Source organism: Streptomyces sp. NPDC002577, assembly GCF_053594815.1.
Genome location: NZ_JBSFWK010000006.1, coordinates 21,887 through 38,317, shown reverse-complemented (window position 1 = coordinate 38,317; position 16,431 = coordinate 21,887). Strand labels below are relative to the sequence as shown.

The 16,431-nt window shown below is 70.8% G+C and carries 13 protein-coding genes and 2 pseudogenes; 7 read left to right on the top strand and 8 right to left on the bottom strand.

Annotated features, from left to right (window positions below; genetic code table 11):
* The first annotated feature begins 29 nt into the window (after nucleotides 1–29).
* Nucleotides 30–2,258 (top strand): trypsin-like serine protease, encoded by a 2,229-nt coding sequence (locus tag ACWD4J_RS10880; protein WP_451395012.1) that lies wholly within the window; start codon nucleotides 30–32, stop codon nucleotides 2,256–2,258.
* Here the strand turns inward: ACWD4J_RS10880 and ACWD4J_RS10875 are convergent.
* Nucleotides 2,243–3,067, bottom strand: a complete 825-nt coding sequence (locus ACWD4J_RS10875) for an aldo/keto reductase (protein WP_451395011.1) — start codon at nucleotides 3,065–3,067, stop codon at nucleotides 2,243–2,245. The genes ACWD4J_RS10880 and ACWD4J_RS10875 overlap by 16 nt on opposite strands.
* Here ACWD4J_RS10875 and ACWD4J_RS10870 point away from each other — a divergent pair.
* Nucleotides 3,034–3,135 (top strand): annotated as a pseudogene (locus ACWD4J_RS10870) (Scr1 family TA system antitoxin-like transcriptional regulator); the annotation flags it as partial. The gene ACWD4J_RS10875 and the pseudogene ACWD4J_RS10870 overlap by 34 nt on opposite strands.
* 213 nt (nucleotides 3,136–3,348) lie before the next feature.
* Complete coding sequence (locus tag ACWD4J_RS10865; protein WP_451395267.1) at nucleotides 3,349–3,567, top strand: hypothetical protein; 219 nt, start codon at nucleotides 3,349–3,351, stop codon at nucleotides 3,565–3,567.
* A gap of 295 nt (nucleotides 3,568–3,862) precedes the next feature.
* Here the strand turns inward: ACWD4J_RS10865 and ACWD4J_RS10860 are convergent, their stop codons facing one another.
* The gene (locus tag ACWD4J_RS10860; protein ID WP_451395010.1) at nucleotides 3,863–4,954 is read right to left on the bottom strand and encodes a LacI family DNA-binding transcriptional regulator; all 1,092 of its coding nucleotides are present in this window, start codon (nucleotides 4,952–4,954) and stop codon (nucleotides 3,863–3,865) included.
* Nucleotides 4,955–5,359: 405 nt separating this feature from the next.
* Between ACWD4J_RS10860 and ACWD4J_RS10855 the strand changes: the two genes are divergently transcribed.
* On the top strand, nucleotides 5,360–6,055 hold the full coding sequence (locus ACWD4J_RS10855) for a ThuA domain-containing protein (protein ID WP_451395009.1): 696 nt from the start codon (nucleotides 5,360–5,362) through the stop codon (nucleotides 6,053–6,055).
* Nucleotides 6,040–7,143, top strand: a complete 1,104-nt coding sequence (locus tag ACWD4J_RS10850; protein ID WP_451395008.1) for a Gfo/Idh/MocA family protein — start codon at nucleotides 6,040–6,042, stop codon at nucleotides 7,141–7,143. The genes ACWD4J_RS10855 and ACWD4J_RS10850 overlap by 16 nt, the downstream gene beginning before the upstream one ends.
* Before the next feature lie 21 nt (nucleotides 7,144–7,164).
* Here ACWD4J_RS10850 and ACWD4J_RS10845 read toward each other — a convergent pair whose 3' ends face one another.
* From ACWD4J_RS10845 to ACWD4J_RS10820, 6 genes are all read right to left on the bottom strand, one after another.
* Nucleotides 7,165–7,479, bottom strand: a complete 315-nt coding sequence (locus ACWD4J_RS10845; protein ID WP_451395007.1) for a DUF4982 domain-containing protein — start codon at nucleotides 7,477–7,479, stop codon at nucleotides 7,165–7,167.
* 19 nt (nucleotides 7,480–7,498) lie between these two features.
* A complete protein-coding gene (locus tag ACWD4J_RS10840) occupies nucleotides 7,499–9,892 on the bottom strand; it encodes a glycoside hydrolase family 95 protein (RefSeq protein WP_451395006.1) in 2,394 nt (797 codons plus the stop codon).
* Nucleotides 9,886–12,840 carry a glycoside hydrolase family 2 TIM barrel-domain containing protein gene (locus ACWD4J_RS10835; protein WP_451395005.1) on the bottom strand — a complete coding sequence of 985 codons (2,955 nt, stop codon included), beginning with the start codon at nucleotides 12,838–12,840 and terminating at the stop codon, nucleotides 9,886–9,888. The genes ACWD4J_RS10840 and ACWD4J_RS10835 overlap by 7 nt, the downstream gene beginning before the upstream one ends.
* A 71-nt stretch (nucleotides 12,841–12,911) precedes the next feature.
* Entirely contained in the window at nucleotides 12,912–13,046 is a 135-nt protein-coding gene (locus ACWD4J_RS10830; RefSeq protein WP_451395004.1) for a hypothetical protein, read from the bottom strand.
* 353 nt (nucleotides 13,047–13,399) lie between these two features.
* Nucleotides 13,400–13,711, bottom strand: coding sequence for a hypothetical protein (locus tag ACWD4J_RS10825; protein ID WP_451395003.1), 312 nt, complete (start codon nucleotides 13,709–13,711; stop codon nucleotides 13,400–13,402).
* Entirely contained in the window at nucleotides 13,708–14,490 is a 783-nt protein-coding gene (locus ACWD4J_RS10820) for a phytanoyl-CoA dioxygenase family protein (protein WP_451395256.1), read from the bottom strand. Before ACWD4J_RS10820 ends, ACWD4J_RS10825 begins: the two co-directional genes overlap by 4 nt.
* 124 nt (nucleotides 14,491–14,614) lie before the next feature.
* On the opposite strand from ACWD4J_RS10820, the gene ACWD4J_RS10815 reads away from it, so the two are divergent.
* Both ACWD4J_RS10815 and ACWD4J_RS10810 read left to right on the top strand, forming a co-directional pair.
* Nucleotides 14,615–15,385 carry a helix-turn-helix transcriptional regulator gene (locus ACWD4J_RS10815; protein ID WP_451395002.1) on the top strand — a complete coding sequence of 257 codons (771 nt, stop codon included), beginning with the start codon at nucleotides 14,615–14,617 and terminating at the stop codon, nucleotides 15,383–15,385.
* Nucleotides 15,386–15,606: 221 nt separating this feature from the next.
* Nucleotides 15,607–16,353 (top strand): annotated as a pseudogene (locus ACWD4J_RS10810) (FadR/GntR family transcriptional regulator).
* The last annotated feature ends 78 nt before the right edge of the window (nucleotides 16,354–16,431 follow it).

The following is a 16,431-nucleotide window of genomic DNA, read 5'->3' as shown; positions in this document are numbered from 1 at the left end:
CCGTCTCCGGATCACCAGGAAGCACCTTCATGCACACCATCAGCCCCAGCCCTTGTCCCAGACCCTCCCGCGCCCGCCTGCGCGCGGGCGCGCTCGCCGTGGCGCTCGTCGCGGCGCCGCTGACCGCGCTCGCCGTCCCGGCCGCCGCCGTCACCGGCAGCGCCGCCACCACCGGCAGCCTCGCCTACACCGCCCGCCTCGACATCGGCGACGGCACCCGCGCCTGCTCCGGCGCGCTCGTCGACCCCGAGTGGCTGCTCACCGCGGCCAGCTGCTTCGTCGACGACCCGGCCGCGGGCCTCGACGTCACCGAGGGCGCCCCGCCGCTGGCGACCACGGCCACCATCGGCCGCACCGACCTGACCACGTCCACCGGCGAGGTCCGCACGGTCACCAAGCTGGTCCCGCGCACCGACCGTGACCTGGTCCTCGCCAAGCTGTCCCGCCCGGTCACCTCGGTCACCCCCGTCGCGCTCTCCTCCACGGCGGCGACCGCGGGCGAGTCCCTCACCGTCGCGGGCTACGGCCGTACGACGGACGAGTGGTCGCCGCTCACCCTGCACACCGGCACCTTCACCGTCGACTCGACGGCCACCACCACGACGAGCGTCACAGGCCAGGACGGCGCCGCCGTCTGTGCCGGCGACACCGGCGGCCCCGAGGTGCGCGGCTCCGGCACCAGTGCCGCGCTCGTCGCCATCAGCAGCCAGTCCTGGCAGGGCGGCTGCTTCGGCCAGGTCTCCACCGAGACCCGTACGGGAGCTGTCTCCACCCGCGTCGACGACCTGGCGAGCTGGGTCACCGACACCGCGGCGAAGACGGACATCACCGACTTCAACGGCGACGGCGTCGAGGACATCGCGGTCTCCGACCCGGAGGCCACCGTCAACAGCAAGGCGAAGGCGGGCGTCGTCCGCGTCGTCTACGGCGGCGGCGCGGGCGTACTCGAACTCAACCAGGACCTCGACGAGGTCGCGGGCGGCGCCGAGGCCGGCGACCAGTTCGGCACCGCGCTCGCCACCGTCGACTACAACGAGGACGGCTACACCGACCTCGTCGTCGGCACCCCGAACGAGGCCATCGGCACCGACACCGCCGCCGGTTTCGTCGACGTCATCTACGGCAGCGCCGACGGCCTCGGCCAGGGCACGCACTACCTCCACCTGGAGGAAGGGGGCGCCTCCACCACCGGCTCGCTGCTCGCCTCCAGCCCCGAGGCAGGCGACGAGTTCGGCGCCGCCCTCGCGGCGGGCACCACGGCCGCGGGCGAGCCGTACATCGTCATCGGCACCCCCGGCGAGGGCCTGGACGGCGCGGCCGAGGCGGGCGAGGCGTTCTACCTGCGCGGCTCGACCAGCACGTCCATCTACCAGGGCAAGTCGACGGTCTCCGGCACGGCCGAGGCGGGCGACCACTTCGGCGCCTCGGTGGCCGCCGACAAGAACCACATCGCCATCGGCAACCCGGGCGAGGCCATCGGCACCGCGGCGGACTCCGGCGGCGTCCAGATCCTGTCGCACACCCTCAACGCGGACGGCATCCCGACGCCGATCGCGGGCGTGGCCCAGGACGACGGCATCGTCTCCGGCGCCGCCGAGGCGGGCGACGAGTTCGGCGCCTCCCTCTCGGTGACCGACTACCGCACCTCCTCCTCGACCTCCGATTCGCTGATCGCGATCGGCTCCCCCGGCGAGGACCTCGACAACGAGTCCGGCGTCTCACAGGCCGACGGCGGCCGCGTGGTGATCCTCCGGGTGACCGCAGCGGGCGCGGTCAGCTACACGGAGGACATCCACGCCGACGACACCGACGTACAGGGCGCGATCGAGGCGGGCGACCGGTTCGGCGCCCAGGTCACGGCGGTCAACACGGCGCCGCGCACGGTGAGTTCGGCCGCCACGATGCACCTCGCGGTCGGCATCCCCGGTGAGGCCATCGGTACGGTGGCGGGCGCGGGCGCCGTCCAGACGTTCTCGCTGCTCGGCGAGCCCGGCGACAGCGACTTCTGGATCCAGGCGGGCAATGCTTCCGGCCTGCCCGGCACCCCCGGCACGGACCAGCAGGTCGGCGCGAGCATCCACGCCACCGGCACGTCCCTGTACATCGGCATGCCGTACGGCCCGTCGACGTACGGCGCGCTGCACGTCCTGCCCTGGTCGAACGCGACCGGCGGCACGGTGGCCACGGTCACGACGTACGCGCCGGGCTCGAACGGCCTCCCGGCGACGGGCGTCCGCTTCGGCTACGCGGCCCGCTGACCCGCTACGGCCGATCGAGACAGAGCACGCCGAAGCCGAAGGGCCCCGCGGTCACGTACCGCGGGGCCCTTCGGGTGCGGGCCTGACGGAGTGGCTCGTCTCCGCCTGGGCCAGGCAGAGCGTCGAACGGCCGCTCGGATTCCTAGGTCGGCGACAACTCGACGGACTGACTCAGGAGGTGCCGACGCGTACATCGAAGCCGGGTACGCGCTCGCTCTCGGCGAGGCACTCCACGAAGGACGCCATGGTGTCGAACCGCGAGCCGTCCGGGTACTTCTCGCCGCGCCGGTAAGTACTTGCCGGTGAGCACCCCCGAGGCCGGCGGGAAGTACGGCACCAGACCCACCTTGTGCTCCCGGGCGGCAGGGACGAGGCCTGTCTCCGCCGCCCTGGAGAGCACGTTCCACTCGAACTACGTGCCGCAGAAGCGGGCCGCCGACGCCGGGGCCCGCCACACCCGCGGCCCCGGTGAGCTGCGCGGCGTCCACGTTCGACGAGGCGATGTGGAGGACCTTCCCCGCCCGCACCAGCTCGTCGAGTGCGAGGAGCGCCTCGTCGGCCGGCGCCTCGGGGTCCGGGTTGTGCTGGTGGTACAGGTCGATCCGGTCGGTGCGCAGCCGCCGCATACTGCCCTCGCACGCCTCGACGATCCGGCGGCGCAGCACCCCAGGGGTGCAGGGCTCGCCCTTGGGGCGCGACAGGAACATGGTGGCGATGACCACCTCGTCACGGCGCTGGCCGAGTGTGGCGCCGATGAACTCCTCCCGCCACCGCCGTGCCCGGCCTCCTCCAGACGGAGGCCCATGCACGCGTCGTGTTCCGCACGCGCCAGCCCCTCCTGGACGAGAAGACAGTCGCGCAGCGGGTGGAACCGGTGGCGCGAGGCTCGACCTCTCCGAGCAGTTCGCATTCCAGGGCATTAGCGACATCTACGACATCACCACCCTTGACCTGTTTGACGACGCGCCCGCTGCCCTGGGCGCCGCGGGGCAAGGCGCCACGGTGCGCGGAGTCATCGCGTTCGACACGACCGAGCACGGCAGTGGCTGCTGCACTCGGACACGTACTCCGACGACACCACTCTCGCCTCGTGGACCGATCCCAAGCCCTGGAAGTACGACGCTCCCTCGCCGAGCAGCTCCCCGACGACCAAGTCCAAGGCACCCTCGACGCCCTCGACGCCCTCGACCAGCAACGACTGCAGCTCTGGGGGGAGCGGGAGCGACGCTGGCACGAGCGTGGGCACGATCGCTCCGGGCGCTTGCTGCGGTACGCCGGGGAGCATCGGGGTCTCCGCGAAGGGCGTTAACTACACCTGCATCGACAAGCACTGGAGGCGCTGAGCCCCTCTGTTTTCCGGCGGAACGGCAGTAGCTCGACCCCTGCCCCTTCATGGCTCAGCGTCGGCGTCCTGCCGACGGGTCAGGCCGTCCAGGTTGAGCCAGGCCACCTCCGTCTTCGCCGACGTGCGCGCTGGCCCCGACCCGAGTTCGACAACGTAGATCCGCTCATGTCTTCGCAGAATGCGACACACCCAAGGACCGATGGGCGAGGGGTGTGCTTCGGGGAACGGCAAGCCGGCCGAGGCGAGGGGCGCGGTATCGTCAGTCGTCCCCGTGGTGCCCGCTGATGGTGGTAGGGCACGTGGTTGTGCTCGGAGGCGCTGCGGTCGAATCTCTGACGATGAGCTTTGTGGCGAGCTCGGTCCGTTTGGCATCGAAGGGTTCGCCTTCGATCTGCCGGAGCAGGGAGTCGAGCGCGGTTCGGGCTATCGCGTTCAGGGGCTGGTTGACGGTCGTCAGCCGGGGGACGGACTCCTCGGCCGGGTAGGACCCGTCGAACCCGACGACGCTGAGGTCCCGGGGGATGGTGAGGCCGCGGCGGCGTGCCTCGGCGAGGATGCCGGAGGCGATGAGGTCGTTGGCCGCGAAGACCGCTGTGGGGGGAGCACTGAGGGAGAGCAGGGCGGTGAGGCCACGGACTCCGTGTTCGGCCAGGAATTGGCCGTGGATGATGTATGGCTCGTCGACGGGGATGCCGGCGGCCATGAGGGCCGCCATATAGCCGTGCAGGCGGGCGAGGTTGCAGTCGAGGGTCACGGCGCCGCCGACGAACGCGATGCGGCGGTGGCCGAGTTCGATGAGGTGTTCGGTCGCCGACTTGCCGCCGGCCCAGTCGGTCGCCCCGACGCTCACAACGTTCGACGGTGTGTTGTGCGGGTCGATGACCACCACGGGGATCTTCCGACGGAGGAATGCGTTGAGTTGTGAGTCCCGTGCGGTGGCGGCGACCACGAGGAGACCCCGGCGTCCCTCCTCGACCATGCGCCGAGCCCTGCCTTCCGCTGTCGGATGCCGGGCGGACAGCCCACTCGTCTTGCTCACGACCGTCTCGATGCCGAGCTCGGCTGCGTAGTCGAGCAGTCCGCCAAGGACGTCGGTCATGTAGCCGGGGCCGAGCGAGCCGATCAAAATCTCGATCACCGGGGGGCCGATGCCGACGGCTCCCGCTGCTCGGCGTTGCCGGGGGGACTCGTATCCCGCCTCTTCGAGCGCCCTGACCACGCGGGCTCTGGTCTCCGCAGACACGTCGGTCCGGCCGTTGAGCACCTTCGACACCGTCGGCGCTGACACGCCTGCTCGCCTCGCCACGACCGCGAGGGTCGGCTTGGGTGCCTTCTGCACCGCATCACGCATGAGTTGCCGCCCCCGCGGAACGAAATAATTTCGGATCCGCTTAGCCTGGCGGCCATCGGGCGTCGAGTCAAGCAGCGTCTCTGACCAGGGAAAGGAATGACTCCACCGCCGGATATCGCCCTCATGCCCAGCAACTCGTCGGGTGATTACCAGGATCAGGCTTCCTTGACGCCGCCTGAGCTGCTTCTTATGGTCACTCCGGTTTCGGGTTCTTCCGAAATTATTTCGAAGCCCGGCGGGGGCAACCACGTCCGGGATCGCTCGCCCAACCATCGCCTGGAGCGGAGAAAGGCATGGAGACACTCGCTTCGCGCCGCTCCTCCTCGCAGGCAGAGGTTCCGCTTCCGCGCCCTCGCCGACTCTTGAGCGGCGCCGCACGATTCCACCGAAGGAGAACGTTCGCCAATGCACCGCAGACAAGCCCTTGTCGTGCGCGGCGGCTGGGACGGCCATCAACCGGTCGAGGCGACCGAGTTGTTCATACCCCATCTGCAGAACCACGGCTACGAGGTACGCGTCGAGGAGTCTCCTCGGGTCTACGCGGACGCCTCCTTCATGGCCCGCGTAGACCTGGTCGTGCAGTGCATGACCATGTCCACCATCGAGGAAGGGGAAGTGCAGGGCCTGCGCGCCGCGGTCGAGGCAGGCACCGGCCTTGCCGGATGGCACGGCGGCATAGCCGACTCCTACCGCAACAGCTCCGACTACCTCCACCTGATTGGCGGACAGTTCGCCTGCCATCCCGGGGTGCGTCCCGCGGAACGCACAGGCGAGCAGTCCGACAACTACGTCCCCTACACCGTCAACATGCTGCCGGCGGCCGCTGACCATCCCATCACCCGCGGCATCGGCGATTTCGAACTCGTCACCGAGCAGTACTGGGTGCTCTGTGACGACTACATCGATGTGCTGGCCACGACCACGCAGAAAGTACGGGACTGGGACCCGTGGAACCGGCCCGTCGTGTCCCCGGCCATCTGGACCAGGCAGTGGGGCCAGGGCCGGGTGTTCGTCACCACCCCCGGTCACCACATGCCGGTGCTGAAGGACCCCAATGTGAGAACCATCATCGAAAGAGGACTGCTGTGGGCAAGCCGCTGAACATCGGCGTGATCGGCTGCGGTGTCATCAGCGGCCAGTACCTTGCGAGTTTCGACAGGCTGGAGGCGGTCAATTTGGTCGCCGTCGCCGACCTCGACCCCGACCGCGCCGCGGCAGTCGCCGAGGTCCGCGCCGGCGTGAGAGCGTGCACGGTCACAGAGCTGCTGTCCGCCGCCGATGTGGAACTGGTGGTCAATCTGACCGTCCCCGACGCGCACGCGGAGATAGCCCTTCAGGCGATCGCGGCCGGGAAGAGCGTCTACGGGGAGAAGCCGCTCGCAGCGACCACCGCCCAGGCGCGAGCCGTTCTCCAAGCAGCGACGAAGGCGGGGGTCATCGTCGGCTGCGCTCCGGACACGGTCTTGGGGACCGGCGTCCAGACCGCTCGTGCAGCGATCGACGCAGGACTGATCGGCGCACCCATCGCAGCGACAGCCACCATGGTCGTCCCCGGCCACGAACTGTGGCACCCGAACCCGGACTTCTACTACAGGCCCGGTGGAGGCCCCCTGCTGGACATGGGCCCGTACTACGTGTCCGCCCTGGTCACGCTGCTCGGCCCGGTCACCTCGGTGCTCGGCACCGCCAGCCGCACCCGGCCCACCAGGGTCATCGCGTCCGGCCCGCGCAGCGGGGAAGCGATACCGGTCAGCACCGACACCCACGTCACCGGCATCCTCACGCATGCGTCCGGGGTGCTGTCCACCCTTGTCATGAGCTTCGACGCCGTCGCCACGAAGTCGGCGAACATCGAGATCCACGGCGAAGCCGGAAGCCTCGCGGTTCCGGACCCGAACCACTTCGACGGAGAGGTGCAGCTGCGCCGCCTCCACAGCGACGCATGGGAAACCCTTCCCGTGTCCGCGGGGTACCGCGACGCCGGCCGAGGGTACGGAGTCGCGGATCTGGCGTCGACACCGCCCGGTGAGGAACCGAGAGCCGGGGGCGCCCTCGCGTATCACGTGCTGGACATCCTGGAATCCGTCCTCACCTCCGCCGTCGACGACCGAAGAGTCCGCGTGACGAGCACAGCGGAGCGATCCATCCCCGTTCACCTCCAGTCGCTCGACCACGAGCCGCCTCCATGAGGCTCCTCGGAGTTGAGGTTCTCAGCCGAGAGTCCAGTCGACCGTGTCGGTGTACGTGGAGCCGTTGATGGTCGCGGTCACCGTGACGGCGTTCCGCCCCGGCTTCAGTGTGACGTTGGCCCACCTGAAGACATGGTCGCTGCTGTTCACGGCGCCCAGGGCGGTGCCGTTGAGGGTGGCGGTGACCTTGTCCGCGTTGGAGTAGACCTTCAGTTCGGTGGTGGCGTCGGTTCGCTGGGGCCAGCGGCGGCTGGTGATGGAAGCCGGTGTCGGCGTCGACGGCGACGGCGCGCAGGCCCAGGCGCGCAGCTGACCGCTGTCCTTGGGGCGTGGCATCGGCCCCCTCCCCCTCGCCTCACAGGCGTACGTGGTGTACGACCGCCCGCTCCGCCGTGAACTCGGCCCGGGCGAGGCCTCCTTCCAGTGTGGTCCACCGGGTCTCGACGCCCATGCCCTGGTCGTCGGTCACCACCGGGAGAGGACCGGACGCGGGCAGGCGAATCCGATACCGGCCGGGGCGCGGGAGGTGGAGGCGGGCGTGCGCCGGCCGGCCCCCCTGCCAGTCGATGTCGACGGTGACGCCACCGCGCGCCCGCAGGCCGCGGACGGTGCCGCTGGGCCACGCGCCCGGCAGCGCAGGGAGCAGCCGCAGTTCGCCGGTGTGGCTCTGCAGCAGCATCTCGGCGACGGCGGCCGTGGCGCCGAAGTTGCCGTCGATCTGGAAGAGCTCCGGTGGGTGCAGGTCGAAGAGGTTGTCGGAGGTGGAGTCGGACAGAAGCCTGTGCAGGCTGCGGTGTGCGAGGTCCCCGTCGCCCAAGCGGGCGGCGAGTGCGACCACCCAGGCCAGGCTCCATCCGGTGCCGCCTCCCCCGTGGGCCAGCCTGAGGTCGAGGGCGGCCTGGGCGGCGTCGAACAGCTCCGGGGTGCGCTCCGCGTCGATCCGGTCGCCGGGATACAGGCCGTAGAGGTGGGAGAGGTGCCGGTGGCCCGGGTCCTCGGGCTCGGCGTCGTGCCGCCACTCAGCGAGGGGTCGCCCGGGGGCGTACGGCAGTGGGCTGAGCCGCTGCCGGGCGCTGTGCAGGGCGTCGGCGAGCGGATCGGCCAGGCCCAGCTCCCTCATCGCGTCGAGGCAGTTGCCGAAGAGCTCGTCGACGAGCCAGAGATCCATCGTCACGGAGGCCGTGGTGGCGACGAGCGTCGTCTCCTCGGGGCCCGTTCCGGCGGACCCGGGGGACGCTGCCACATGGAAGCGGTGCTCGGGCGAGGTGGAGGGACAGGTGACCAGGTGACCGTCCGCGTCCTCGACGAGGAAGTCGAGCAGGAAGACGGCGGCCTCGCGCATCACCGGCCAGGCCCGGTCGGCAAGGAAGGAACGGTCGCCGGTGAAGCGGTAGTGCTCCCACAGGTGGGCGCACAGCCAGGCGCCCGCCATGGGCCAGTTGGCCCACTGGGGGCCGCCTTGGACGGGGTTGGTGCTGCGCCAGATGTCCACGTTGTGGTGCGCGGTCCAACCGCCGCAGCGGTAGTAGGCGTGGGCGGTGCGGCGCCCTGCCGAGGCGAGGTCGGTGATCAGGTCGAAGAGCGGCTCGTGGCATTCCGGCAGGCCGGTGGTCTCGGCGTGCCAGTAGTTCATCTGGACGTTGATGTTGGTGGTCCAGTCGGACTGCCAGGGCGGCTGGATCTCGGTGTTCCAGATGCCCTGGAGGTTCGCCGGCTGGGTGCCTGGGCGGGAGGAGGCGATGAGCAGGTAGCGGCCGTACGCGAAGAACAGGGCGGTCAGGCCTGGGTCGTGGGCGCCGGAGCGGACAGCGGCGAGGCGTTCGTCGGTGGGCAGGGCCTCGAGCGCCCGGTCGTGGCCGAGGCTGAGGACGACCCGGTCGTGGAGGGCGCGGTGGTCAGCGATGTGCTCGCTCCGCAGGCGGTGGTACGCAACCTCGGTGGCGGTGTCCAGCAGCTCGGCGACCTCGGCCTCGGGGCCGGATTCCGGTCCCTCGGGCAGGCGGTCCCACCCCCGGAAGCCGGTGGCGGCGGCAACCAGGACGGTGGCGCTGGTGGCACCGGTCAGTCGGAGGCCACCGGTGCGCGGGTCGGGGGTGACGGTGCCGTGGTCGGGGACGATCCGCAGGGCCGCCGCGAATCCGGTTCCGGTGTCGGGCGCGTAGCGAACCGCGTCCGGGCCGGTGGCCTGGAACTGGACGTGCGCGGGGGCCCGGCCCGAGACGGCCACACCTGGTGCCGAGCCGGGATGGGCCGATTCCAGACGGGCGGTGAAGGCCAGCGCGCCGGGTGTGTCGCAGCTGAGCCGGACGACGAGGACGCCGGCCGCGGCGGAGACGAACAGTTCGCGGGTGTGGCGTACCCCGTCGGCGGTGTAGGTCACCGTGCACAGGGCGTCGTCGAGGTCCAGCTCCCGTCGGTAGTCGGTGACTTCGCCGCCGTGCCCGAGGTCGAGGAGCAGGGCGCCCAGGGGCTGGTACGCCTGAGTGTCGGGGCCCTGCATGCGCTGGGCCAGTTCCTCGGCGCGCAGGTGGTCGTGGTCGTCGAGCACCGCCCGGCGCAGCGCATGCAGGTGCTGCGCCGCGTGGTAGTCGTTGTGGTCGCCCGGGCCACCCGACCACAGCGTGTCGACGTTGAGGTCGACGCGCTCATGGGCGGTGCCGCCGAGGACCATGGCGCCGAGGGAGCCGTTGCCGAGGGCCAGCGCCTGCGGGAAACCGTCGGCGGGGCGGCGGTACCAGAGTTTCAGCATGTGTGGAATCCGAGGGTGAGGCTGACGGGGCGGGCGTGGAGCTCGTAGCGGGACTGGACGCGGGGGCCGCAGGATCCGCTGCCGATGCCGTGCTGGGCGACGTCGAGGTTGACGTACACCCGGTCACGGGGGCTGAGGTCGCAGGAGTGCCGGGCGGCGTCGATGTCCTCGCTGGTCCAGCGGCGCACGGTCAGGTCGACATGCGGGTGGCCGGTGATGACCAGTCCGCTGCCCTGCCGGTCGGTGAGCCGGGCGTGTCGCACCTCGCGCCGGTTTCCGTTCTCCTGCGGCATGACATACGGGGTCTGCAGGTCGTCGACGCTCGCGGTGTACCGGCCGACGCGGACGGCGGCGGTGGTGTCGGCGTACGCTTCGCCGGGCCCGAGCCCGAACCACTCCACCGTCTCGATGGCCTCGGGCAGGGCGAGACGGATGCCGATGCGGGGCAGCGGGCAGGGCCAGGTGCCGACGGGTTCGGTGGCCAGGCGGAGCCAGAGCTGCCCGGACTCCTCGGCGTCGGCCTCCCAGCGGAAGGACGACTGCATGGCGAAGTCGAGGCCCGCGGGTGCGGTGCGGGTGATGACCTCGAGTCCCGTGTCGGTGGCCTCGACGGCGACCACCCGGTGCTGCAGGCGGTGCAGTCCTGCCTTGCGCCAGTCGTCGACGAGCGGGCCGCCGAAGGTGAGCAGGTCGTTGTCGGTGGGGGCACGCCACAGGTCGAGACGGGGGCCGTCGATGTCCATGCCGCCGAGCCTGAGCAGGCTGCCGGAGACCGCGTCGAAGACCGCGTCGCCGAGCTGGTGGGTCCGCGGCGCGGGGACGGCGGGGAGGGGCGTTGGGACGGGGGCCGGCTGGGGTTGCGGGGCGCCGGCGACCAGTGCCTGGGTCCACGCGACCTCGTGGCCTGCCGGCGCCCACAGCTCGTCGTCGGCGAGTTCCGCGGTGACGGTGAGCCAGCGCTCGCCCTCACGTCCGGGAGCGGCGCAGGCCTCGGCGAGGTCTGCGGGCCACGGCAGTTCGACGTGCTCGCCGGGCGCGACCGGGGGCACGGTGAGGGCGGCGGCAGAGCGGGGGTGTCCGTTGTCCTCGACCTGCCAGCGGAAGGCGAGGTGGGCGGTGTCCCGGGTGTGGAAGAGGTTGTTCACCCGCAGGGTGCGCGCGTTGGTGTCGATGCTGACGCGGACGGGTTCGATCGTCTTCTTGTACTCGAGCAGGCCGGGCGAGGGCGTGCGGTCGGCGAAGACGAGCCCGTCGATGACGAAGTTGCCGTCGTGGAGCGGCTCACCGAAGTCGCCGCCGTAGGCGAAGTGCTCACCTCCGTCCGGGGTCCGGCGCCGGATGCCGTGGTCGATCCACTGCCAGACGAACCCTCCGTGCATACGCGGGAAGCTCTCGTAGACCTCCTGGTACTCGCGCAGCCCGCCGGGGCCGTTGCCCATGGAGTGGGCGTACTCGCACTGGATGAACGGCATCTGCCGGCGTCGGGCGTCCAGGGCGGGGTCGCGGGTGACGGCGTCCTGGTGACGTGCGATCAGGGGCAGTTCGTCGTATTCGACGTACATGCGGCTGTAGAGGTCCGTGTAGCCGCAGTTGTCGTCGCCCTCGTAGTGGATGAGCCGCTCGGGGTCACGCCCGCGGGCCCAGTCGGCCATGGCCTCCAGGTTGGCGCCGTGGCCGCACTCGTTGCCGAGCGACCAGATGACGACGCTGGGGTGGTTCTTGTCCCGTTCGACCATGCGCTGCATCCGGTCGAGGCAGGCCTCGAGCCAGCGGGGGTCGTCGGTGGGGTTGTTGCGCCAGTCGACGTGGCAGAAGCCATGGGTCTCCAGGTCGCACTCGTCGATCACCCACAGGCCGTACTCGTCGCACAGGTCGAGGAAGGCGGGGTTCGGCGGGTAGTGGCTGGTGCGCACCGCGTTGATGTTGTGGCGCTTCATCAGCAGCACGTCGGTGAGCATGTCGTCGTGGCTGAGGGTGCGGCCGGTGTCCGGGGTCCACTCGTGGCGGTTGACGCCGCGGAAGAACAGCTTGCGCCCGTTCGCGAGGATCAGGCCGTCGCGGATCTCGATGCGGCGGAAGCCGATCCGCAGCGGGATGCGCTCGGAGTCGGTCACCAGCTCGCCGTGGTAGAGGCGGGGCCGCTCGGCTGACCACGGCTCGGCGCCGTCAAGGGTGTGCGGGCCGGCCGGGTCGGCGTCGGTGAGGCCGAGTTCGGGCACGTGCAGCCGGGCGGTGCCGCCACTGGTGTCCACCGACAGGGTGCCTGAGCCGGTGGCGTGGTCGAAGTCGGCGTGGACGTGGAAGTCGGTGAGTGAACCGTGCGGCCGGGACAGCAGGGTGACGGGCCGGAAGATGCCCGACAGCCACCACATGTCCTGGTCCTCCAGGTAGGTGCCGGCCGACCACTGGTGCACCCGCACCGCGAGGACGTTGCGTCCGGGCCGCAGGGCGTCGGTGACGTCGAACTCGGTGGGCAGGCGGCTGCCCTTGCCGTCTCCGAGGAGCGTTCCGTTGAGCCACACGGCGAAGCAGGAGTCGACGCCCTCGAACCGCAGCAGGGCGCGCCCGTCCGGCCACTCGTCCGGCAGGGTGAACTCGCGGCGGTACTCACCGGTCGGGTTCGCGTCCGGTACGTGCGGGGGGTCGATGGGGAAGTAGTACGGCTGGTTGGTGTACGCGGGCTTGCCGTACCGCGGCTCGTCGGGCAGGCCTTGCATCTGCCAGAGGGACGGCACGGGGAGGGTGTCCCAACCGCTGTCGTCGTAGTCCGGCTTCTCGAAGCCTTCCGTGGTGCGCGGCAGGTCCGGGGCCAGGTGGAAGCGCCATGGTCCGGTCAGGTCGACGGTGGCGGCGTCCGAGGAGAAGGCGGCACGGGGTGCGGTTCGGCCGTGGCCGGGCGAGAAGCTCTCCACGTAGCCGTGTGGGGTGGGCTCGCTCGTGAGCGGCATGGGTGATCCTTCGTTGTGCGAGGTGGCCGACGGGCCGGACAGGTGGGGACGGGAGGGGACGGGAGGGGGCTTCAGCCCTTGAGGCCGCTGGTGGCGACGCCCCGGGTGAAGGAGCGCTGGGCGAAGAAGAAGAGCACCAGCACCGGCAGGACGTAGAACACGGTCCCGGCGGCCAGGACGTTGTTGAGGCTGATTCCGTTGGGCACTGCTGGAGATCTACGCGGACGAGGTTCCGCTGGCAAAGATCGAGGTACCGGTGACCGGCGGCGCGTACAGCTGGGGCCACCGTCACCACCTCACTCCCCGGCCTGCCTGGGGACGGCCCCGCAGACGGCCGCGACCTGCGGCTGACCCTGCACGAGGACGTCCGGCTCGCCTCGTTCCGGGTCGAGGCCGCAAGCCCGGACGCCTGACCGCACGGCGGCCCGACCCTCCCCCGGGCCGGGCCTCCCCCGCGGCCGCGCCGCAGGCATCCCCCTCGTCGGCGGCGCGAAAGGGCTGACGGACCCTCCTCCCGGTCCGTCACGCCCCTCTTCCTGTCGAGGTGTCTTGTTCGCTCCTATCCGGGAGTCTTGTCCGGCTCTCCGGAGACCGCCGGGCCGAACTTCTCGAAGAAGAACTCGTGCTTGAGGAACGAGGTGTCGTACTCGTAGCCGGGGTAGGGCGGCAGGAGTTGGGAGGCCTGGAAGAGGCGCCAGCCGTCCAGCAGGGCGTCGAGGCCGCTCTTGTACGGGGGCTCGTCGCTGTCTCCGGAGGTGGGGCGGGTACGGCCGGTGCCGTCGTAGCGCGACCAGCCGACGACCGGGGAGTCGAGGGCCGAGGTGGAGAGGTAGAGGACGAGGACTTCCTGGCGCGGCTCGGTGCTGATCATTTCTGCCCCCTGATCGCGGGTCGGTTGGTGACGCGGGTGACCCAGTGGTCGATGTCGAAGCCGGCGTCGCCGGTCAGGGCACGCCACAGCAGGGCCCTGTTGTAAATCTCCAGGCGGCCGGTGGCCTGCTCGTACCAGGGGAACCCGATGGCGAGTTCGCGCAGGACGGCCGGGTCGTCGAGGTCGGCGGTGTCCCAGAGGCGGACCTGCGGGACGGTCGGGTTGAAGCGGATCTTGTACATGTAGCGGCGGCGGCCGGTGTCGTTGCGCCGTCCGCCGTGCCAGATGCCGTGGTGGACCAGGACGACGGTGCCTGCCGGGCAGGTCAGCCGGGTCTGGCCGCGCAGGTTCTGCACCCGGCCGATGTCGGTCTCGTTGATCCGGCGCAGGTGGCTGCCGGGCACGGACAGGGTGCCGCCCATGTCGGCGGTGACCTCGTGCGGGTAGTACATGAGCTGGATGTCGAAGGCGTCCGGGCGGACGTCGATGATCGCGTCCCCGTGCAGGTCCTGCGCCTCGCCCTCGTGCGGGCCGCGCACGTGCACGGCGTGGTGGTCGACGTCCGGTTCGGGCCCGACCAGGCTGCTCAGGGCGCCGGCGACGGCCGGAACGGCGAGCAGGCGCGGGATGAAGGTGGAGTCGTCGAACGCCTTGGACAGCGGGGTGCCGTAGGCGACGGGCGGGAGCTCGTGGTCGAGGGCGGCGATCGCCTCCTCGTTGATCTCCCGCGGCACGACTCCGTCCAGCCGCAGGTATCCCTGCGCGACGAAGCGGGCCATCTCGACGGAACTGAGGGGCTGTTGCTGGTCCGGCTGTTGAGTGGTCGGCATACGGCGAAGGTATGCGTGCGTGGAGATGTTGTCGTGGGATGAATTCGCCGCTCGCTGGTAGATTTTCGGCATCATGCTGAGCGTCGCCCCTTGCCTCGACGAGCCGCCCGAGGTTGTGAACGCCGGTGTCGGCGTCCATGGCGTCGTCTCCGACCACGACGTCTTCCGGCTGCCCGATCTCTGGCAGTTGCACCTGTACAGCTACGCGGCCCGGCTAGTGATCGGCAGCGGTGCAGAGCACGCCATCCTCCCCGGCCGGGTAAGCCTCGTCCCGCCCGACACCGAGGTGCACTATCACTACCGCGGTCGGTCCGAGCATCTGTACGTCCATCTGCGCCTGCCGGGCGCCGGGCCGGGAATGCCCTTCTCGCTGATGCAGGACACCGGGGATGAGGGCGCCCTGCTCGCCGGACTCCTGCGGCGGGCTGTCGCCGCCTTCCCGTACTCGCGTGCCCGGGCGGCGGCCGAGGTGTGGACGGTGCTGTGGCGCGTGGCGGAGCTGAGCGGCGGCGCGGAGCAGGACGGGCACGGTCATCCGGTGGTGGCCGCCGCGGCCGCCTACCTCGAGGCTCATCTCGCCGACCCACTGACCGTCCCCGCGGTGGCCCGCGCCGCCGGGGTCTCCCCCGGGCACCTCACACGCCTGTTCACCACCCACACCGGCCGCACCGTCGTCGCCTACATCCGCCACCGCCGCCTGGAACGCGCCCGCCACCTGCTGAGCGCCTCCACCCTCCCGATCCCGGCCGTCGCCGCCGCCGTCGGCATCCCGGACCTCCAGGCCTTCAACAAGGCCTGCCACCGCGAACTGGGCGCGGGACCACGGGCGATCCGGGGCCGATGACCTGCGCCGCACGCGACACGGAGCGCAGAGCACGTTCAAGAATTGGTGGGATGCTTTGACACTCCCGATGGGACGGCACCCACGCACATCTCGGCGATTTCCAGAGCTGGTTGACCTTTCTTGGCACAAGGTCTGGACGGCGACGACCCTTGGCGCCTATACATACATCCCATCAATGGGGTGCGGGGTCAGATGCACCGCGGAGGGGAAGGCAGACCGGAGTGTCGCTGACCGACAAGGCCGTCGTGCAGATCCGTGAACGGACCCGCACCGGTGCCCTGCCGCCGGGCTCGAAGCTGCCGCCGGAGCCGGAACTGGCGGCGCAGTTGGGCCTGTCCCGCAACCACGCGCGCGAGGCCGTCAAGGCGCTGTCCGTCGTCCGGGTCCTGGAGGTGCGCCGGGGTGACGGCACATACGTGACGAGTCTCGCGCCGAGACTGCTCTTCGAAGGGCTCGGCGGCGCGGTGGAGCTGCTGCAGAGCGACCCCGGCGCGCTGCTCGACCTGATGGAGGTGCGCCGGCTCCTCGAACCGGCCGCCACCTCACTCGCCGCGACCCGGATCTCCGAGGATCAACTGGCCGAGATCGAGCATCACTTGGATGCAATGCGTGAGGCGCGGGACGACGTCGAGCGGCTCAACGCGCACGACGCCGCCTTCCACTGGGCCGTCGTCCGGGCCACTGGCAACGAGTCGCTGCCACCCTGCTCGAAGGCGTCTCCGGCCGCACTCTGCGCGCCCGCATCTGGCGGGGCCTCGTCGGCGACCAGGCCGCGCAGCGCACGCTCAGCGAGCACGAGGCGATCTTCACGGCTCTCGCCAACCGGGACGCGGCCCTGGGCCAGGCCGCCGTACTCCTGCATGTCAGCAACCACCGAGCGGTGGATGAGGGAGCATCTGCGCACCGCCGAGGCCGCCACCCCGAGCATCGAAGGTCCCGGGCTGCTCACGCGGCCGGACCCCGCCTGACCGTCCGCCCCATCATGTCCCGGATGCCGGGACCCCCACTCCTCCGCTTCTTCTCGCCCACTTCTCCGCGAGGTCTCC

What these genes read in the sequence shown, in the direction of transcription:
- ACWD4J_RS10860 (WP_451395010.1), bottom strand. Translation starts at nt 4,954, where the DNA reads ATGCGTGATGCGGTGCAGAAGGCACCCAAGCCGACCCTCGCGGTCGTG.
- ACWD4J_RS10845 (WP_451395007.1), bottom strand. Translation starts at nt 7,479, where the DNA reads ATGCCACGCCCCAAGGACAGCGGTCAGCTGCGCGCCTGGGCCTGCGCG.
- ACWD4J_RS10825 (WP_451395003.1), bottom strand. Translation starts at nt 13,711, where the DNA reads ATGATCAGCACCGAGCCGCGCCAGGAAGTCCTCGTCCTCTACCTCTCC.
- ACWD4J_RS10820 (WP_451395256.1), bottom strand. Translation starts at nt 14,490, where the DNA reads ATGGCCCGCTTCGTCGCGCAGGGATACCTGCGGCTGGACGGAGTCGTG.
- ACWD4J_RS10835 (WP_451395005.1), bottom strand. Translation starts at nt 12,840, where the DNA reads ATGCCGCTCACGAGCGAGCCCACCCCACACGGCTACGTGGAGAGCTTC.
- ACWD4J_RS10840 (WP_451395006.1), bottom strand. Translation starts at nt 9,892, where the DNA reads ATGCTGAAACTCTGGTACCGCCGCCCCGCCGACGGTTTCCCGCAGGCG.
- ACWD4J_RS10815 (WP_451395002.1), top strand. Translation starts at nt 14,615, where the DNA reads ATGCTGAGCGTCGCCCCTTGCCTCGACGAGCCGCCCGAGGTTGTGAAC.
- ACWD4J_RS10855 (WP_451395009.1), top strand. Translation starts at nt 5,360, where the DNA reads ATGCACCGCAGACAAGCCCTTGTCGTGCGCGGCGGCTGGGACGGCCAT.
- ACWD4J_RS10880 (WP_451395012.1), top strand. Translation starts at nt 30, where the DNA reads ATGCACACCATCAGCCCCAGCCCTTGTCCCAGACCCTCCCGCGCCCGC.